The organism is Gluconobacter sp. P1D12_c (assembly GCF_018812105.1).
Lineage (GTDB): Bacteria > Pseudomonadota > Alphaproteobacteria > Acetobacterales > Acetobacteraceae > Gluconobacter > Gluconobacter oxydans_A.
This window is the reverse complement of the sequence record NZ_JACSIQ010000002.1, coordinates 34,839-52,460: the sequence shown is the minus strand read 5'-3', so window position 1 is coordinate 52,460 and position 17,622 is coordinate 34,839. Positions and strand designations below refer to the sequence as shown.

Sequence of the window (17,622 nt, the reverse complement as noted above, 5' to 3'; positions counted from 1 at the left end):
CCAGCCTTGCAAAACCCAAAATCAGACGTTTTTTTCTAGGTCTCGGTCTTAACGATCAGAATCAGTCCGAAAGATTACGCCAAAGATCGATATTTCCTTCACGTGCATATTGATCGATGAGCTTAAGTTCTTCCGCTTGGAATACTGAATTTTTCAGAGCGTCCAATGAATCATCAAGTTGCTGAACATTACGGGCACCGATGAGCGCAGACGTGACACGCGGGTCGCGCAAGATCCAGGCTATGGCCATCTGTGCCAGGGATTGACCACGCTTTTGGGCGATATCATTCAGAGCGCGAACATGGGCGATGTTTTCATCTGAGAGCATCGCATGCGCAAAAGAATTACCTGCCGCCGCACGTGAGTTTTCCGGCGTACCATTCAGATACTTATTAGTCAGGAGACCTTGGGCGAGGGGAGAAAAGGCTATGCAGCCCACTCCAAGGCTCTCAAGCGTATCGAGCAGTTCAACTTCAACCCAGCGGTTTAACATCGAATACGACGGCTGATGGATGAGTAAAGGCACGCCTTCAGATTTCAGAATAGCTGCAGCCTGCTTTGTTCGCTCCGGCCCATAGGACGAAATACCGACGTAAAGCGCTTTACCCTGACGATGCATCTGCACCAGAGCGCCCATCGTTTCTTCAAGAGGCACATCAGGCGTTGGACGGTGTGAGTAAAAAATATCGACGTACTCAAGCCCCATTCGTTGAAGACTTTGATCAAGAGACGCCAAAAGATATTTACGTGATCCGCCATTCCCATACGGGCCGGGCCACATATCCCAACCAGCTTTTGACGAAATGATCATTTCATCACGGTGGGCCGCAAAATCCTTTTTCAGGATCGTGCCAAAATTTTCTTCGGCAGAGCCATAAGGAGGGCCATAGTTGTTTGCCAAGTCGAAGTGAGTAACCCCTCGATCAAAAGCACGCCTGATAACGGCTCGCCCCGTCTCAAAAACGTCGACACCTCCAAAATTATGCCATAGGCCAAGAGAAATTGGCGGCAGATCAAGGCCCGAACGGCCACACCGACGGAATGTCGCTGTTTCATAACGGGATGGGTTTGGTGTCCAACTCATGAGAAGTTCCTAACTTTGCTGGTGACGAGCAGAATTGTGAAGGCGAGGGTCAGTCAAATCGGGACAATGGCCCATGGTTCATATGCGGCAAGACATGCCTGGCAAATAGATCACATTCGCTCTGATGAGGATATCCAGATAGAATAAACGCTTCCATCCCGAGGTCCTGGTATGCGGGTAGCTTGGCCAGTATCTGGTCAGGCGCCACACCAGCGCAGCACCGCCAATGTCCCTCCATAGAATCTCTTCAACTCATACCAGATCAGCTGTCCTGCTTGGTTATCCTGAAACAAGATAACCAAAGAATAGTTCAGGCTGACACAACCATCCCCCTGAGGGCATCAGTCTTCGGCCCCGGAAACACCGTGCCAATCGCTTGCGGAGGCATGTGAAGATGGTCGCACAGCACACCTGCGGCTACGGCGCGCAGGTCTGTTGTCGGTGCAAGATCCCGGTTTTCAAAGAGTTGGCTGGGGCGCAGGCCAGGCCATGTGCCGCCGACCTTTCCTCCCGCAACGGCACCTCCGGCAAGGAATGTGACAGTGCCGGTGCCGTGGTCCGTTCCGCCTGTTCCGTTCATGCGGACGGTTCTGCCAAACTCCGTCAGGGCGAGGACGACTGTGCGTTTCCAGCTGTCCCCAAGGCTCTCACGTAAGGCTCCAATCCCGCGATCAAGCTGGGCGAGGGGGCTTCCCAGTCGTCCAAGCTGAGCGGCATGCGTGTCCCATCCTCCGATTTCCAGTGCGGCGATCCGGGGGCCATGGGGTGTGGCCAGCATTTGCCCCGCGGCGGTTGAAAGTTGTGTAAAGGCATCGGATTTACGGGGTTTCCCGGTCTCAGAGTCGTTTTTCATTCCCGTTATGGTGGCGTTCGAAAAACCCCGGGCTTTCAGGCCGTTCCTGAAAGCGGGGCCCGTGATGGGGTCGGACGCGTTCAGGGCAACGATCTGGTTGTAAAGATCCTCGTCCGGGTGCTGGCTGCCTGCTGGCGCGTAGCTTCCGACTTTTGCAGATCCGCGGAGCAGAAGGGGAACCGTTAGCCCCATGGCCAGCCCATACCCATCCGGTCTGTTGGCCTTCCCCTGAAGGACGGAGACAGCCCGGTTCAGCCAGCCGCTGCTCAGGCGGTCGTCCGCCCCACTTTCCAGATAATCCTGCGCTTCGAAGTGGGAACGGCTGCGGTAATGGCCTGCTACGGCATGGATAGGCAGCATCTGGCCTTCGCCATAAAGGCTGTGAAGCGTCTGAAGAGAGGGATGCAGCCCGTAGAAGCCGCCCAGATCAAGAAGGCCGCCCTCCTGTCCGGGTTCAGGAAGAACAAGGTCCCGGCGATGTGTTCTGAGATCGGCATCTCCGTATGGGGTGACAGCCGACAGGCCATCCAGTGCGCCCCGAAGGATAATGACCACAAAGCGTGGATCATCCGGACCGCCAGGTGAACCGGCAAACGCGAGAGAGGAACGCCCGAGTGTCCAGCTTGCAGCCAGACCCAGCAGGGCAGTGCGACGATGGATCATCATGGGTCAACGCCTCTGGAATTCGGGTGAAGAGAAAAGCAGAGCCAGTGCATCCTGACGGGAGCCGGCATGATGCATGGCGAGTTGTGTCTGTGGTCGGAGCGCCGGGCCTAGGGCGATATGGGCGATCTCCATCGGGTCTCCCGCCCGAACATGAGCCGCCATTCGCCACGCCCAGTCCGTGCGGGCCAACATGTCTGCAGGTGCACTCCAGTCTGCCGCATTATCACTCCAGCCGTTGGGCAACGGGGCCGTCCATAACGGTTGTCCCAATGAAGCAAAGGCGGCGTAAAGCTGATGGGCGGGGGAATGTGGGTCGTCTGGCTGGCTGGGTTCGCCGCCTAAAGACAGGGCTCGCATGACGGCTGTGGCATAGTCCATGGGAGAACGGAACTTGCTGCCAGAGCGGTTCGTATCGTGAAGGTCTGCCAAGGCGAGAGAGGCTTCCCGCAGGTCTCCGTCACTGTCCCGAAGGACGGACGCGATATGGGCGATGTCCTGCGGCGAAGGCGTGTCAGAAATGAAGTGCCCGACCATCTGGGTCGCAATGTGGCGGTACGTTGCAGGATGCGTGCCGAGAAAGTGCAGGGCCTGCACGCCGCCGTCTTCACCTTCGGGGAAAGTCTGCCCCATGACGGTTTTTTCTCTTGGTTCATGGGCTTTTTCCCGGAACACGAAGCCGGGCTGTTCGGCCTTCATGTCGATGCTCCAGCCTGTTAGAATGGCGGCGAAGGACGTGACATCTGTTTGGGTGTAGCCAGCGGCCGGAGAAACTGTGTGTAGTTCCAGACATTCACGCGCCAGATTTTCGTTGAGTCCGTGATGGCTCTTTTGCCCTGCTGGGCTTGTGGGGCCAATGGAAGATGCATTGTCCAGATACATCAGCATGGCCGGGTGGCGCATCACGGCGAGAATCATATCCGAGAAGCGCCCGGTCACATGCGGGCGAATGGCCTCACGCATATAGGCGCCAATGACCGCTCTTGTGCCGCCCTGACGCAGGCTGACCGTGAAGTGATTGAACCAGAACCATGCAAGCCGTTCGCGGAAAGGTTGGTCCGTTACAAGCAGATTGTCGAGTTGGACTGTAACTTCCGTCTGAAAAATCGGTTTGACCAGAGGGTCGCCCTGCAACTTGGTCTTGCGTTGTTCGCGCAGGGCGATCAGGCCGTCCGAACACGGCCCAATATTTCTGAACGTGGCCGAGTCAGGTGCATCGAGCTGACTGGAAAGCCATTCCCGAAGAGGTATGTCGGAAGAGCCCCTCTCTCGTTGGCCCCAACCAAATCTGTTTATGGCACTGACAAGTCGCATGGCATCCTCACGATGTCCGGTGGACCGGAGTGGCTGGACTTTGTCGGAGACTGCTCGCCATATGTGGCAAAATCAGGATGACGCCTCACGTCTTCTTTTCGATGATCCCGATTTCCCGTAACCCAATAAAGATGACGGGAGCAAAAACCTGCGATTGGAGTTCTTGCAGCTTGATTTTCTATACATCGAGCGATGGTTGAGGGTTTCTTTTACGAACATTTTAATTTCAGAGCAGAATGTTAGTTAGGCGACGTCGGCGAATTGACGACGAGTTGATCATATCGGATTGTGATGGCGGGTTTGTTTTTCATCCGGCCGAACATGAACGCAATGCAGTTGCGCTGCTTATAGAGCGTTCTGTCATACTAGATCGTTACCCGATAATTTGATCGGCCCGGAATGACGGCTTGGATGTTGCCTTTCGCAAGGTCAGTCCTGAGAGCGCCAGCATTCATAGTGCTTGTCAGCCAGCAGCACCAAAACGCCGCCAACTCGATCGGGGCATCATATACCTTGCAGTCTACCCCCTCTCCGAGGACGAGCAGTCTTCCCCTGCCGTCAGCCGCAGAGACATAACGCGCGAATGGTAATGCTATCGATGCTATGGTGGCCACTACCTGCCATGATCTCTACTAACATGGGAGCGAAGGCTTTCCAGCTCCGGGTGTCATTGTATCAATGCCCTTCAAAACACGCCGCTTCGCTCCACTCTGCGTCCACCAATTCGTCCACGTGACCTATTACAGTTAGATAGAGTGGAATCGTTCACTCCTTTTGAGAACTACTTCGATTATGTGTATAACGTTGTCGTCTTTCATATAAATCGGCTGAGTGAATGCAGTGAGTTCTCCATTAATCGGCATAAACAGGTCTCCTTCACAAACGCCGTCAGGGTTTTTTATCTGGATATGATATTCCGATGTTTTCCAGCGCACCCGAATTTCATATGACGACCACCCCGCAGGAATGCGTGGAGTAAGGGACAGTCGATTTCCTTCGATCTGCACGCCCAGTAACGTCTCAACCCCGACGCGTTGCATCCAACCCGCCGACCCCGTGTACCAGGACCATCCTCCGCGGCCGACATGAGGACTGGAGGAATAAACATCTGCGACGACGACGTATGGCTCAACCTTGTAGCGGTCTGCCGCATCCTGATCGCGGGAGTGGTGAATAGGATTAAGCGTTGAAAACATCTTATGCGCTGCATCGCCATCTCCAAGAAGGGCAGTCGCCATAACTGTCCATAGAGCTGCGTGCGTATATTGGCCGCCATTTTCTCGGATACCCGGCGGATAGCCCCGAATATAACCCGGGTCAGGTTCTGAGGTATCAAAGGGTGGGGTCAAAACCATGATGATTTCCCGGTTCAGATCGACAAGTTGTTCCTGAACAGCGTGCATGGCCTGTTTTGCACGTTCGGGAGATCCTGCTCCTGAAATTACAGCCCAGGACTGAGCTATGGCATCAATGCGTCCCTCAGGGTTTGCATGGCTGCCTAAGGGGCTGCCGTCATCAAAGTAGGCACGCTGGTACCAAGATCCGTCCCAAGCTGCCTCCAACGCGTCTTCAAGCTCCTTCATGATTTGCGTCCACTTCGCCACATGTTCTGTGTCCTGTCGGGCCTGAGCGAGTGGCAGGAAGGCTGCCAACGTGGCGTGCACGAACCATCCCAGCCAGATACTTTCTCCGCGTCCTGCTTCGCCCACGCGGTTCATCCCATCATTCCAGTCCCCGGTTCCCATCAGCGGGAGACCGTGAACTCCTCTCTGCAGGCTGTGATCGAGAGCAAGAACGCAGTGAGCATAGAGAGACGCCGTTCTGTCCGTTACGTCAGGCTGGAGGAAACGCTCATGCTCCCCGTCAGCCAAAACTGCGGCCTCAAGGAATGGAACTTCTTCATCCAGAACTGTCGCGTCACCACTGACTCGGACATAGTGTGCGACCGTGTAGGCAAGCCATGCACAATCATCAGAAATCCTTGTACGAACACCGTTTCCTTTCTGAGGGAGCCACCAGTGTTGAACATCTCCCTCTGGAAACTGTCGGGATGCCGCCCGCAGAAGGTGCTCCCGCACCAGTTGAGGAGCGGCCAGAACGAGCGACATTCCGTCTTGCAACTGATCTCGAAACCCATAGGCACCGCTGGCCTGATAGAAGCCTGCCCGTGCCCAGATGCGACTGGAAAGGGACTGATACAGCAGCCAGCCGTTCAGCATGATATCCATAGCGCAATCAGGCGTATGAACCTGTACGGCTCCTGTAATCGCCTCCCACCTGCGATGCACTTCATCCAGAACGGTATCCAGATTTGCATTTCTGTATCGCCGAACAATCTGACGAGCATGGTCTGAATTTTGACCCTGACCTAGCAGAAAGACAATTTCGGTGCTTTCTCCGGGCTCAAGCGTAACGACAGTCTGCAAGGCGGCACACGGATCAACTCCGGCCCCGACGATACCTTCAAGCGGGCCACCCCGGATAATGGCTTGAGGGGCGGAAAGAGTGCCATTTCGACCCAGGAATGTGCATCTGTCGTCCGTGCTTGATGTCTGCTGAGCCGACATATCCGCAAAGGCGACCCGGTCACCAAACGTCTCGCCCCACTTGTTCCTGACAAACAGCGCGCCAGTGTCATTATCCTGCTCTGTAAATACAAAAGGGGCAGTCGTACTGCGGGACTGTCCGAGCACCCACTCGGTATAGGTCGTGACTCTCAAAGTCCGGGGTCGGGAGGATGTGTTGGTCAGTTTCAATCTGGAAATTTTTACCGGATCTTCGAGCGGCACGTATTGTAGCAAGGTCGAAGCAATATCGTTGGTGTGTCGATCAAACTGACTGTATCCACGCCCATGTCGGCAAACATAAACAGCACTGTCATCTGGGCAAACGGCTGCCAGAGGAGACCAGAACTGCCGTTTTTCCTCGTCACACAGGTAGAACGCTTCCCCAGTTGGATTCACGACCGGGTCGTTAGACCAAGGCGTCAACTGGTTCTCCTTGCTATTCTCCGACCAGGTATAACCGCTGCCTTCTGCGGAGACCTGAAACCCGAAATGAGGACTGGAGATGACGTTGACCCAAGGGGCAGGGGGACGCGCTTTCCCACGGATGATGACAGCATACTCCCTCCCATCAGACGTGAAGCCTCCATATCCATTTGGCAGTTCAAGCTGAGGCAGCACAGGGGTTTCCGCTGCTCCACGGTATGCGCGGCAGGGACGTATGGCTGCCTGCAAGACTTTCGCGCCCTGCATGACTTCAATACGGGTCAATTGATGTTGCAGGTTTCCTCCCTTACCCGCCAGCACCACATAAGCCACGGAGAACAGAAGGTCTCTGACTGTTTCTGACATAAGCGTGCCGCGAAGAAGACGGACTGTACCCGGCTGCCCGGAGGACCGAACAAGGGCTTCCAGTGCGTGTTGTAGATCCTGCGCATAAGACGTCGGATGGTCGTTCAGAATAACAAAATCAAAAGCCAGACCTTTGAAATTCAGATACTCATGCGCTGTGAGAAGGGTCCGGGCGAGGTCGAAATCTTCACTTTCTGTGATGACCAACAACAGGATTGGCAAATCGCCGGAAACGCCCTGTCCCCAGAGATCTGCCTGTTTGCCAGCGCCTCGTTTTATACGGGCCGCAGACGAGCGAAGAATGGAATTTGGAAACAGAAGATAGCCGGCAAGTTTCTGAAAGAGGTCTGCCTGTACAGGCTGGATATCGAGGTGGCGTAAATGAACCTGAGCATGAGTCCATGCGAGGGTCAGGGCACGATCGAGATCCGCTCCACCGTGATGACGCTCGATGCTTTGGATGAGCGTTTCGCGTGTTGACGCAACAATCGTCCAGAACGATACATGCCGAGTAGAGCGCGCGGGAATTGTGAGCTTGCACCGCGCAGCGAAAACGGGATCCAATACCGTCCCCACTGATCCAGAGAGAGGGCCCGCTTCAATAACGGCAATCGGCTCCCGCAAATCCCTGCCACGACCGATAAATCGGGCACGATCCGTCTCGATGGAAAGGTCATTGCCGCCAATGATCAGGTGCGCTGCCCAGATCTCTGCATCAGACGGATTTCTTTTCCGCCGCGTGGCAACAATTGCCCTGTAAGAAGGGAGATACTCCGTCTGGACAAACATTTTTGCGAAAGCAGGATGACTGAGATCCATACCAGGCGGGCATAACGCCAGCTCGACATAAGACGTTACGTTGATCTCAACCGTTGAAGAATTGGAGTTCCGAACTGAAATACGACGAAGTTCTGCATCATCTTCGGCTGAAACCAGCACTTCCATCGTCGTCGTCAGCTTGTTGTCCTGACGCGTATATGTTGCGCGGTCTTCCCTGAATTCTACATCGTAGCTCTCAGCCTTAGCCCCAGATGGCTGGAATCCTGCGCTCCAGAAGTGATTGTCTCCAGACGCCTGAAGGTAAATATAAGTCCCCCAGTTATCGAGCGTGGGATCCTGCCTCCATCTCGTAACAGCCTGATCACCCCACTTGCTATATCCTGACGCAGCGGCCGTCAGCATCACGCTGTATCGTCCATTCGAAAGCAGATGAGTAACAGGGGCAGTCGTGTCCGCTGTCTGTAAATGGCGGCCACCAGACTGCGTCTGTACGGTCAGCGCAGGAGGGGCGGACTCTTCTTCCTTCAGCGGAGTGGTAATAGCTCCACCTGTTGGTGCGCGCTCCTGCAAAAGCAGTTCTGCCGCTCCGATAATCGGTTCTGCATGGAAACGGGTTCGCATGAGGCCTTTGAGGACCGTATCCGCTATTGCAAGAATGGACATGCCCTGGTGATGGGCCATGTAAGAATGAATGATTGCAATAGTCTGGTTCGATTGCAGTCGCGCCTTTGTATAATCCAGCGCCTCGTAAAATCCGTAGGTTCCCTGAGCGCCTGCAGCCTGCAAGGCCCGGAAGTTTTCTGTTGCCAGACGCGCATCAACCATCGAAGCCAAAGCTGTGGCGTAAGGTGCAATAACCAGATTTTGGGCCAGTCCTCTCTTCATCCCCAGTCCGGGGACACCAAAGTCGGAATACTGATAATTATATTCCAGATCGCGTGCATTATAGGCAGATTCCGAAATACCCCATGGCACACCGCAGAACTGGCCATATTCAATCTGACGGTGGACAATCTGCCGACTGGTCTCTTCTAAAAGACTATCGAACGGTGCGGCCATGATCAGGGACGGCATGAGGTACTCGAACATCGACCCAGACCAGGAAACCAGAGCTTCGCCATGGGCCACCGCAGCAAGAGGCCTCCCCAGACGAAACCACTCCCAGGCAGGAATATCGCCTTTTGCAATGGCAAAGAAGACAGCGAGCCGCGCTTCGGATGCCAAAAGGTCATAGCAGTTATTGTCGAGAGTGCCTTCATTCACGGCAAACCCGATCGAGAGCAGTTTCCGATCTGAATTTCTCAGAAAGCCAAACTCCATGTCCAAAGCCATGGTTCTTGAGATTTGTGCAATTTTACGGAGTTCATCATGGAGGGAAGGGTTATCTTCGAGATCTTTCCGTTCACTCCGCAGGCAGTTCTGGGCAGCGTGCAGCCAGAATAGGAGGTCCTCGGCACCTGTAGTTGTGGTGCCTTTGCCTGCACTTCCAGCCATGGCACGTCTTTGTAGAAGATGCGCCAGTTCCTCTGCCTGACTGACGAGCATCTGTACTCTGTATGTAAGTGTGACCTGACTGGCGTGGCCGTCCTTCATGTCCTGAAGAAGGGCTTCCATAAGTTGTGCGAGTTCGGATGACCGAAAGATACCGTTTTCCGATGTGGCTTCTTCAAGCGCTAGATTCAGGGCGTCTCGTATACCTTCACGCCAAATGTCAGATTTTCTTCCTTTCTGAACCCACTCCTCGCAGGCCCCTGCCAGTGTCATCAAATGGCCAGCGAGATTGCCACTATCCACTGTTGAAACATAAATAGGGGACAGCGGAGAGAGATCAGAAGTGCTGTACCAGTTATAAAAATGCCCTCTGAAACGCGGAAGCTGCAGCATTGTCTCAAGGGTGGCACTCAAACGGGATGTTGCGTCTGCTACCCCAATCCACCCAAAATCACATGCCGCGACAACAGACAGGAGGTAAAGCCCCATGTTGGTTGGAGAGGTTCGATGGGCAACAAGAGGGGCAGGGGATTCCTGAAAATTGTCCGGCGGAAGCATATGATCCGCAGCGGTGACAAATATCTCAAAATACCGCCATGTGCGCCGGGCCTGCATGCGCATGAAAACCGTCTCAGCCTCAGTAGCTTCAAGCCTGCGAGCAGACGCACGGTACTGACTGGCCATCCACGCGATTGCCGGTGACAGGCACCAGGCCACAGCGAAAGGCAGAATGATAATCCACACCCGGGGACCAGCCACGACCATAACGCCCGCCGCGAGAAGACCAGTTAAAACGGCTCCACTCATCTGACGGAAATATCCCTGCATCCGCTCACGTGGAGCTTCCGCAGCCTGAGCGGCCGTAACCCACTGAAGAAGGTGCTTTCGAGTAACGAAAACGCGCCCCAATGTTCGGCTAATCGCGTCCCCCATCAGGCAGGCCTGATCGGCCAGGAACACAAAACACAGAGCTGTGGTGAGAACCGTCCGTTTGAGGTCAATTGTCAGAAGGGAAAAATAGCTGCGAAATGTTTCTCCTCTTCTGCGCCTGATAATATCAACTAGAAGGGGCAACGCTGCTGGAACAGCAATTGTTGAAACAATGCAAAGGCTCCAGACCGCAGCATTATGGAGCTCCAGAAACCAGCCGGCAAACAGGGCGCTGACTGCCATTGGCGCAGAAAGGCTGCGACGCAGATTATCCAGCATCTTCCAACGCGCAATGCCCGTGAGAGGACGAGTTTTTATACGTATGGTTGGGAAATGGCCCATCCATGAAAAGATCCACGGAAGAAGCTGCCAATCTCCACGGACCCAACGATTAAGACGGGCAACGGACACCAAATAGTCAGTTGGGTATTCCTCGATAACTTCAATATCGGTTACGAGACCGGCACGGGCAAAAACACCTTCGAAAAGATCGTGACTCAGAAGCGTTCCATCGGGGACCCGGCCAGCTAAGGCTGCTTCAAAAGTATCGATTTCATAAATGCCTTTGCCTGCAAAAGACCCCTCTGCAAACATATCCTGATACAGGTCAGATACTGCGGCCGTATAAGGTTCTATCCCGTTGGGACTTGAGAAAACTCTTTGAAATAGCGTGCTTTGCCGAGCTTCAGGCAATGAGGGCGTCACACGTGGCTGGAGAACCGCATATCCCTCCGTGACGCGGCCTTTTTCCGGATCAAAACGGGCGTTATTGAGCGGATGGGCAATCTTCCCGACAAGGCGCCTGACAACCTCATGCGGAAGACGTGTATCGGAATCCACGGTAACAATATACCGTACATTTTGAGGAATGCTCTGATTCGGAAAATCAAGAAAGCTGGTATCTGTTGCTCCGCGAAGGAGACGGTTTAATTCGTGCAACTTACCGCGTTTTCGCTCCCATCCGATCCATTCTCCTTCACTGATGCTCCAAAGACGCCTGCGATGGAGGAGAAGAAATCTTGTGCCAGCAGAGCCCGCTCCATAAGTCCGATTTAGCTTTCCGATTTCTTGGACAGCAACATCCAGAAGATCCTGATCACCTTTTCGGCTCTCAGTTGGAGAGTCTGTCCAATCTGTGAGTAGGGCGAAGTAGATTTCACCATCTCGACTGGAAAGGTAATGTTTCTCCAAACGGTTTACCATTTCTACAATGGAGGATCGTTTGGTCAGAAGGGTAGGGACGACAACCATAGTCCGCAGCGGTGCTGTGACCCCCCCTCTGAGTTCAAGGGCGGGGAGCTCTGATACTTTGATGGCCCACATCAGAAAGCGGTTTACACCAGCGACTACCGCATCAGTGGCAGGAATAAATCCCAGAACAATCAGCGCAAACGCGGCGCGACCTGACAACTGACCATTCATGGCAGAAAGAAAAGCGGTCAGGACGAGAAGAGTCAGCAAGGTTACAACCAAACTGTAACCGGTTATGCCTAACCGACGGCAACCTTGTCCGATTTGTACGCGTAAGGGGGCACGGGACTTTAACTCTGCTTCGAGCCACTCCCGACCTTCTGCTAAAAGGTAGTAACCAGGATCTGATTTGCGAAGATCAGAATTTGGTATGTCTTTTTGCATTGCAGCAAGAGAAGTGACCTTCTGTGCGATCTCACACTCTGTATAGCTGGACCCTTTCGCAAGGGCCTCAACGGCTTTGCTATATAAATTCCGGGTAGGAGGATCCATATCCGAAAAGCCGGTATGACGATAAAATATTTGACTTACGGGGCTTGTTTTCTCAACAATACCGTTCCAATCCAGAGTTGTTATCAAACGCATACTTGTAATAATATTTCTTACAGTGGCATTTAATGCACCTTGTTCCTGCAATTCTTCATGAATAATCTTCTCAATATTTGTGCCTTTTTCCTGTAATATTGCCTCCATCCATAAAGATGCAGGATCTTTTTGTGGATCATGCCCTCTCAAGCGGTGCGAAAATTGTACAATAAAAGCGGGGGATAATGTTTCAGTATTTACTTTTGCAAGCGCTTCAAGAATTTTTTTGTTATTGTAATAAGCATCTGAAAACAAGGTATTGGCAAGATTATCAGCCTGTTTTTGTGCTTGCAGGTTCTGGCAAACTTTATCTGCTACTCGCCGAAGATTCTCAATCAAAACTATTCTGATCTGGGTGGGAATAGCCCAAAGTTCTCTAATAAGAAGAGCTCTATTTTCCTGATAGGTACTTAGGAAATCACATATTGTTTGTGGATTAATCCGACTGTCTGTGTGAGCTACAAGTGCCCAAGCTATTTCAAAGGCTCGCGGCATGCCAGAGAAGGGTCCACTGGAGAGTTCTGGAAGGTCTTTGTAATAGTGTGGAGGAAGGTCAAATTTAATAATTTGAATTTGAGCATTCATCAGATAATAATTATCGATCAACCAGCCTCCAGCAGGTGTAATTTGCTCCCCTCTCTCTGAGGCTTTTGATAATGCAACATTTGATTCCAGAAGAACTTTGGCGTTCTCATTCAATCGATCTGGCAATGTGTTATTGCGTTTTGGGAAAAGGATATTTCCATGGTTTTCAGCCAAGCTGCGGGCATGCTGTAAAAGGCGGTCTTCACTAAAGAGATCAGAACGGATCACCCCTCCATCATGAAGCCAGAACGCTCTAGTGGCCATTTTCCCGAAAAAATTAGCCATCTGTATGGTTCCTTTCGGCGGAGAGTATCCGCTAGCGCTATGCTTTGGAGAGATTTCCAAGATCGAAAATTTAGATATATTTTCGATTACACTTGCGGTTCTCAATAATTATGAAAAACTTATTTCTCATAATTAGTAAAAATTACAAATTCATCGTAATCGCCATAACGTAAAAAAGGGTTATCAGTTACCTTCTTCAGAAAAATTAACGATCATAATTTCTTGAATTGAATAATATCTACCTGCGTTGTTGTTCGAACAGATTGAAATATAATGGGATAACACCATATATAACTTTTATTAATAGTTATATATGGTGTTAAAAATATCGTTTTATCGCTCGTCACCCTCATATTTGACCTAGCTTGGCGGATATATCCGCATATTCTGACATTATTTTCCACCACTCAAAAGAGTGACCAAAGACTATATTTGAAAAGGGATCTACCAGCCGACATCAAACGTTCCTGTCCGAAAGCACAAAGGAATGCTCAGGTATGTTGGTTGCAGATCAGAGCACTTGTCTTGAAAGGCTTGCTCTTTTTAGGGCTAGGTTGCAGCGCTTATTTGAGGAATGGAAAGCCAAACCACTTTCCGTTCCAGAGAACCAATTCCCTGGTGAGCTCCTAAATGCACTACGCACAACGGGTGCATTTGACGCTCTTTTTGCTATTGAAGACAATGGTCTTGGGCTTTGTCAAACGCCTGAAGGCGCTCAGATACTTATGATGCTACTACGGAAAGTAGGTTATCTAAGTCTTTCTTTAGGGCGATGCCTAGAAGGGCACGTGACTGTGGTCCGCCTTGTAGAATTGTACGGCACGCGATTTCAACGTCATGCCCTGAAGCTTCAATTGAAAAATGGGAGCCTGGCCGGCATCTGGGTCACGGATGGAAGCTCCCCTGTCACCATACGGAGGAAAGGGCCGAACTACACGCTTTCAGGGATCAAAGGTTTTGCCAGTGGTATCAGGCAGGTTGGCGTGGCATTGATAACTGCGATGCCTCAGCATGGCGAAGCACTCATGGTGCTAGCCCCTACAACAGATTTTGAACGTCATCGCCCTGGGCCAGGAACACTGACTGGCATGCAGGCCAGCGGAACCGGAGCCTATGATTTTACGGGCCTTCAGATCTCATCGGATGACATTATTGGCTCATCAGGCGACTATCTGCGGCAGCCTGAATTTTCTGCGGGAGCCTGGCGAGGGTCGGCGGTTGCCTTAGGTGGGATGGATCATTTGATTGATCTACTCAGGCAGGAGTTACTGGAACGCGAGCGTGCTGGTAGTCCCCATCAACTAACCCGGATAGGAGAAGCACTTATTCTTCAAAAGACAGCAGCGATGTGGGTGCACGAGGCCGCTCAAGCTGCATATTCTGCGTACATGAAGCCAGAAGACGTGACGTCAATCATTAATCTGGCCCGGTTGGCTGTCGAACAGGCTGCTCTTGACCTGATCACGCTTGTTCAAAGAAGTCTGGGCTTGGCGGCCTTCATCAAGGGCAAAGCGGTAGAACAGATCATGAGGGACCTTGCGACTTATCTCAGGCAACCTGCGCCTGACGAAGCTCTGACGGAGGCTGCCGCATGGTTCGTCCATCATGACTGGCCGGAGGCAGGCCAATGAATATTCGTGAAACTCTGGAAAAATTTGCCAGTTTTCCAGTTACCTCATTTGATACCGTTGCTCCCGGCACCTCACTGGTACTAGCGCCCCATCCTGATGACGAAAGTCTTGGATGTGGGGGATTTATAGCCTCGGCAGTGGCACATGGGCGACCGCCCATTGTTGTGATCGTTTCGGACGGCTCTGCATCTCATCCGGGCTCTCATTTATGGCCACCCGATCGGCTGGCGCGACAGAGACAAGAAGAATGCATCCGCGCGGCAGCACTTCTGGGTCTTTCTTCTGATAGACTGATATTTATGGGCCTTAAGGATACGAGAGTTCCGGTAGAAGGGAGCCACTTTGACTCTACTGTCCGTGATTTGCTTGATCTTCTGTCTCTTCATGACTGCAAAAATTTACTGGTCCCTTGGCGGTACGACCCTCACTGTGACCATGAAGCTGTCTGGCTGATGGGTGAAGCACTAAAAGCTCTAAAACCGGAGCTTAGAGTTCTGGCATACCCCGTCTGGGGTTTAACACTTCCTCCCGAAACGCAGATTCCAGAAAATGCTCTTACGGGGTGGCGCCTGAATGTTCAGCCTTTTTTGGAACAGAAACAACAGGCGATCTATGCCCATCGCAGTCAAAGAGGCTTGATCATAAATGACGATCCAAATGGATTTATTTTACCGGAGCACTTACTTGAGAAAATGCTGCAGCCTTATGAAATCCTGATCGCGTCGTGAGTAAAGAGACATGGAAAGCCGACATTTTCGAAAACCTGTTTCAGCAGAATCCTGATCCATGGAATTTTGAAAATAGCTCGTATGAACACAAGAAGCTTCAGAGGGTTCTACAATGCCTGCCATGTTCGCCAGTGGCATTCGCCGTAGAACTCGGATGTGCCATAGGGGTTGGCACATTGGCTTTGACACAGCGCTGTCAACGTATTCTGGCCGTAGACGCTTCGGAAACCGCGCTTACCAAGGCAAGACAGCGCTGTCAGGAATACACACACATTACTTTCCTCAAAGCCTTTTTACCCAGCGCTTATCCAGTTATTGCAGCAGCAGGCTGCGACCTCATTCTTATTTCAGAAATTCTTTATTTTTTGAACCGTACAGACATTCAAAAACTGGCTTTTCATACTACCACCAGCCTGAAAACAACGGGACATATCTTAATCGTCAACTGGACTGGAGAAACAGATACGCCCTGCACGGGAGACGAGGCAGCAAACTGCTTTATCCAAGCATGTCATGCTAACGGATGGATGATTGATCTGAGTGAGCGAGCTGAGGGATATCGAATTGATCGATTGATTCTTTCAAAAACTCATGATGATGAAGGTGTGCCATCTTTTTAAGATGATCTAGAACTCGTTGAGCTCGTTTATGATGCTTTTCCAAATCATCACGACGCACACGTACCAAGGGCAATTCCATGCAAGCGTCTTCAAAAGGAATAAATTGATTTTCTTTCTGACACAAACGCTGCCTGCGAATACGAAGTAACCTTCGGGAGACAGGTTCGAAAATATCATCGATATATTCGTCCTGTACATGTAGTCTGCGTGCCAGCGTTTCGGCCATCCCTCCTTGTGCTCGACCGACCAAACGAGCGGACACATACACCTTAACGTCCGGCGCGTGACGAACACGAATTCCGTTCTTTCGAAGCACTTGATAAAACGCACGGTCTTCCGACGTTGGTATAGCAGGCATTCCACCAACCTTACTCCAAGCCTGATAAGTCACAGCGATACTGGCGCCTGAATGCTCTGTATGCCGGGGCCAAGGATCATGGAATTCCGGACAAAGCAGCAAAGCGATTTGATCGAGAAGCGCCCCATAAGCCTGTTCTGCTCTTTCATCTTCATGCAAATTTAATGGAATCTTTTTGGCTTCTTCGGGGAGGAGAAGAGCCCTGCCAAACACGGCTTCAACAGGATGATGCGCAAAAGCGTTTAGAGTACGACTTAACCAGTCTTCAGCGGCTTCACTGTCAGCATCCGTGGTCACTAACAGAGAATCAGAAGATGCATACTGAGCCGCATGAGCCATTGCATCCCTTCTTGCCAGACCTGCACTTGCCAATCCTGGGTCGTAGACAACTCTGACGATCTCCATTTCGAACGGTAATGTATTTGTTAAAGATGCTACTCGCTCATGTGTTTGATCAGTAGTATTATTGATCCAGAGGACAACTTTTTCTGGTTGGGCCTCTTGCCTCGCAAGAGCCAAAAGACACGGGACAATGTGTTCTTCTTCATTGCACACTGGAATAGCAACCAGTATCTTCTTCTTTATAACATCATGTTTATTTTTATTGAGACCGGTATTCGCCCGAGTGTTGTTGTGTCCATTCAAAGAAAATGACTTGATCTGTCCCATAAGTTTACTCGTAATCCCGACCTGAAAACCCAGAGCTTAATTTGTTGGATTTTCAGGTGCATCAGGAAGGACTGGAGGTTGATCAAGCTTAGGATCTGGAGAGCCTTTTTCAGGCGCATACCTTTTACCGGGATTTTCCTCTTCCGGGGGCTCGTCCGTGATCGGGCTTTTGTCAGGATATGGGTCAAAAGGCTCACGTTCATCAGGCGAGCCAGGAGCTTTCGTCGGATTTTTTGGGAGCGTACTGCTACGGAAAGACATGATAGCCTCCATTGGTAAGACCATTAAATGGATAACTAGGCAGGAAGTTCAGATCACTTAAAAAAGACTGAGAGAATTTAATCAGAAATACTACTTGGTAGCCTTTTTGCGTCCAATCAATCGTTTTGTATATTATTATTGAATCGACTGAGAATATAAAAATAAAATGAAACACATA

Annotated in this window: 8 protein-coding genes; 3 read left to right on the top strand and 5 right to left on the bottom strand. The window is 51.5% G+C overall.

All coding sequences use genetic code 11. The features are described from left to right. Positions 1-61: 61 nt before the first annotated feature. The 4 genes from mgrA to KP705_RS02270 form a co-directional block, all read right to left on the bottom strand. Entirely contained in the window at positions 62-1,084 is a 1,023-nt protein-coding gene (gene mgrA / locus KP705_RS02285; RefSeq protein ID WP_046901742.1) for an L-glyceraldehyde 3-phosphate reductase, read from the bottom strand. Positions 1,085-1,394: 310 nt separating this feature from the next. Beyond that, the gene (locus KP705_RS02280; RefSeq protein ID WP_046901741.1) at positions 1,395-2,603 is read right to left on the bottom strand and encodes a DUF1501 domain-containing protein; all 1,209 of its coding nucleotides are present in this window, start codon (positions 2,601-2,603) and stop codon (positions 1,395-1,397) included. Between the two features lie 3 nt (positions 2,604-2,606). Then, positions 2,607-3,914, bottom strand: coding sequence for a DUF1800 family protein (locus KP705_RS02275; RefSeq protein WP_080951513.1), 1,308 nt, complete (start codon positions 3,912-3,914; stop codon positions 2,607-2,609). A gap of 746 nt (positions 3,915-4,660) precedes the next feature. Then, a complete protein-coding gene (locus tag KP705_RS02270; RefSeq protein WP_252348189.1) occupies positions 4,661-11,932 on the bottom strand; it encodes a GH36-type glycosyl hydrolase domain-containing protein in 7,272 nt (2,423 codons plus the stop codon). 1,742 nt (positions 11,933-13,674) lie between these two features. Between KP705_RS02270 and KP705_RS02265 the strand changes: the two genes are divergently transcribed. From KP705_RS02265 to KP705_RS02255, 3 genes are read left to right on the top strand one after another with little or no spacing between them, the layout of a single operon-like run. Further along, positions 13,675-14,808, top strand: a complete 1,134-nt coding sequence (locus KP705_RS02265; RefSeq protein WP_215763930.1) for an acyl-CoA dehydrogenase — start codon at positions 13,675-13,677, stop codon at positions 14,806-14,808. Then, positions 14,805-15,536, top strand: coding sequence for a PIG-L deacetylase family protein (locus KP705_RS02260; RefSeq protein ID WP_080951512.1), 732 nt, complete (start codon positions 14,805-14,807; stop codon positions 15,534-15,536). Before KP705_RS02265 ends, KP705_RS02260 begins: the two co-directional genes overlap by 4 nt. Continuing rightward, entirely contained in the window at positions 15,533-16,156 is a 624-nt protein-coding gene (locus tag KP705_RS02255; RefSeq protein ID WP_080951511.1) for a class I SAM-dependent methyltransferase, read from the top strand. Before KP705_RS02260 ends, KP705_RS02255 begins: the two co-directional genes overlap by 4 nt. Here the strand turns inward: KP705_RS02255 and KP705_RS02250 are convergent. After that, entirely contained in the window at positions 16,053-17,183 is a 1,131-nt protein-coding gene (locus KP705_RS02250) for a glycosyltransferase family 2 protein (RefSeq protein ID WP_046901737.1), read from the bottom strand. The genes KP705_RS02255 and KP705_RS02250 overlap by 104 nt on opposite strands. Positions 17,184-17,622: the final 439 nt, after the last annotated feature.

Bases quoted from the DNA above. Each gene is read 5' to 3' on its own strand.
- KP705_RS02275 (WP_080951513.1), bottom strand. From the start codon at position 3,914: ATGCGACTTGTCAGTGCCATAAACAGATTTGGTTGGGGCCAACGAGAG.
- KP705_RS02280 (WP_046901741.1), bottom strand. From the start codon at position 2,603: ATGATGATCCATCGTCGCACTGCCCTGCTGGGTCTGGCTGCAAGCTGG.
- mgrA (WP_046901742.1), bottom strand. From the start codon at position 1,084: ATGAGTTGGACACCAAACCCATCCCGTTATGAAACAGCGACATTCCGT.
- KP705_RS02265 (WP_215763930.1), top strand. From the start codon at position 13,675: ATGTTGGTTGCAGATCAGAGCACTTGTCTTGAAAGGCTTGCTCTTTTT.
- KP705_RS02250 (WP_046901737.1), bottom strand. From the start codon at position 17,183: ATGGGACAGATCAAGTCATTTTCTTTGAATGGACACAACAACACTCGG.
- KP705_RS02260 (WP_080951512.1), top strand. From the start codon at position 14,805: ATGAATATTCGTGAAACTCTGGAAAAATTTGCCAGTTTTCCAGTTACC.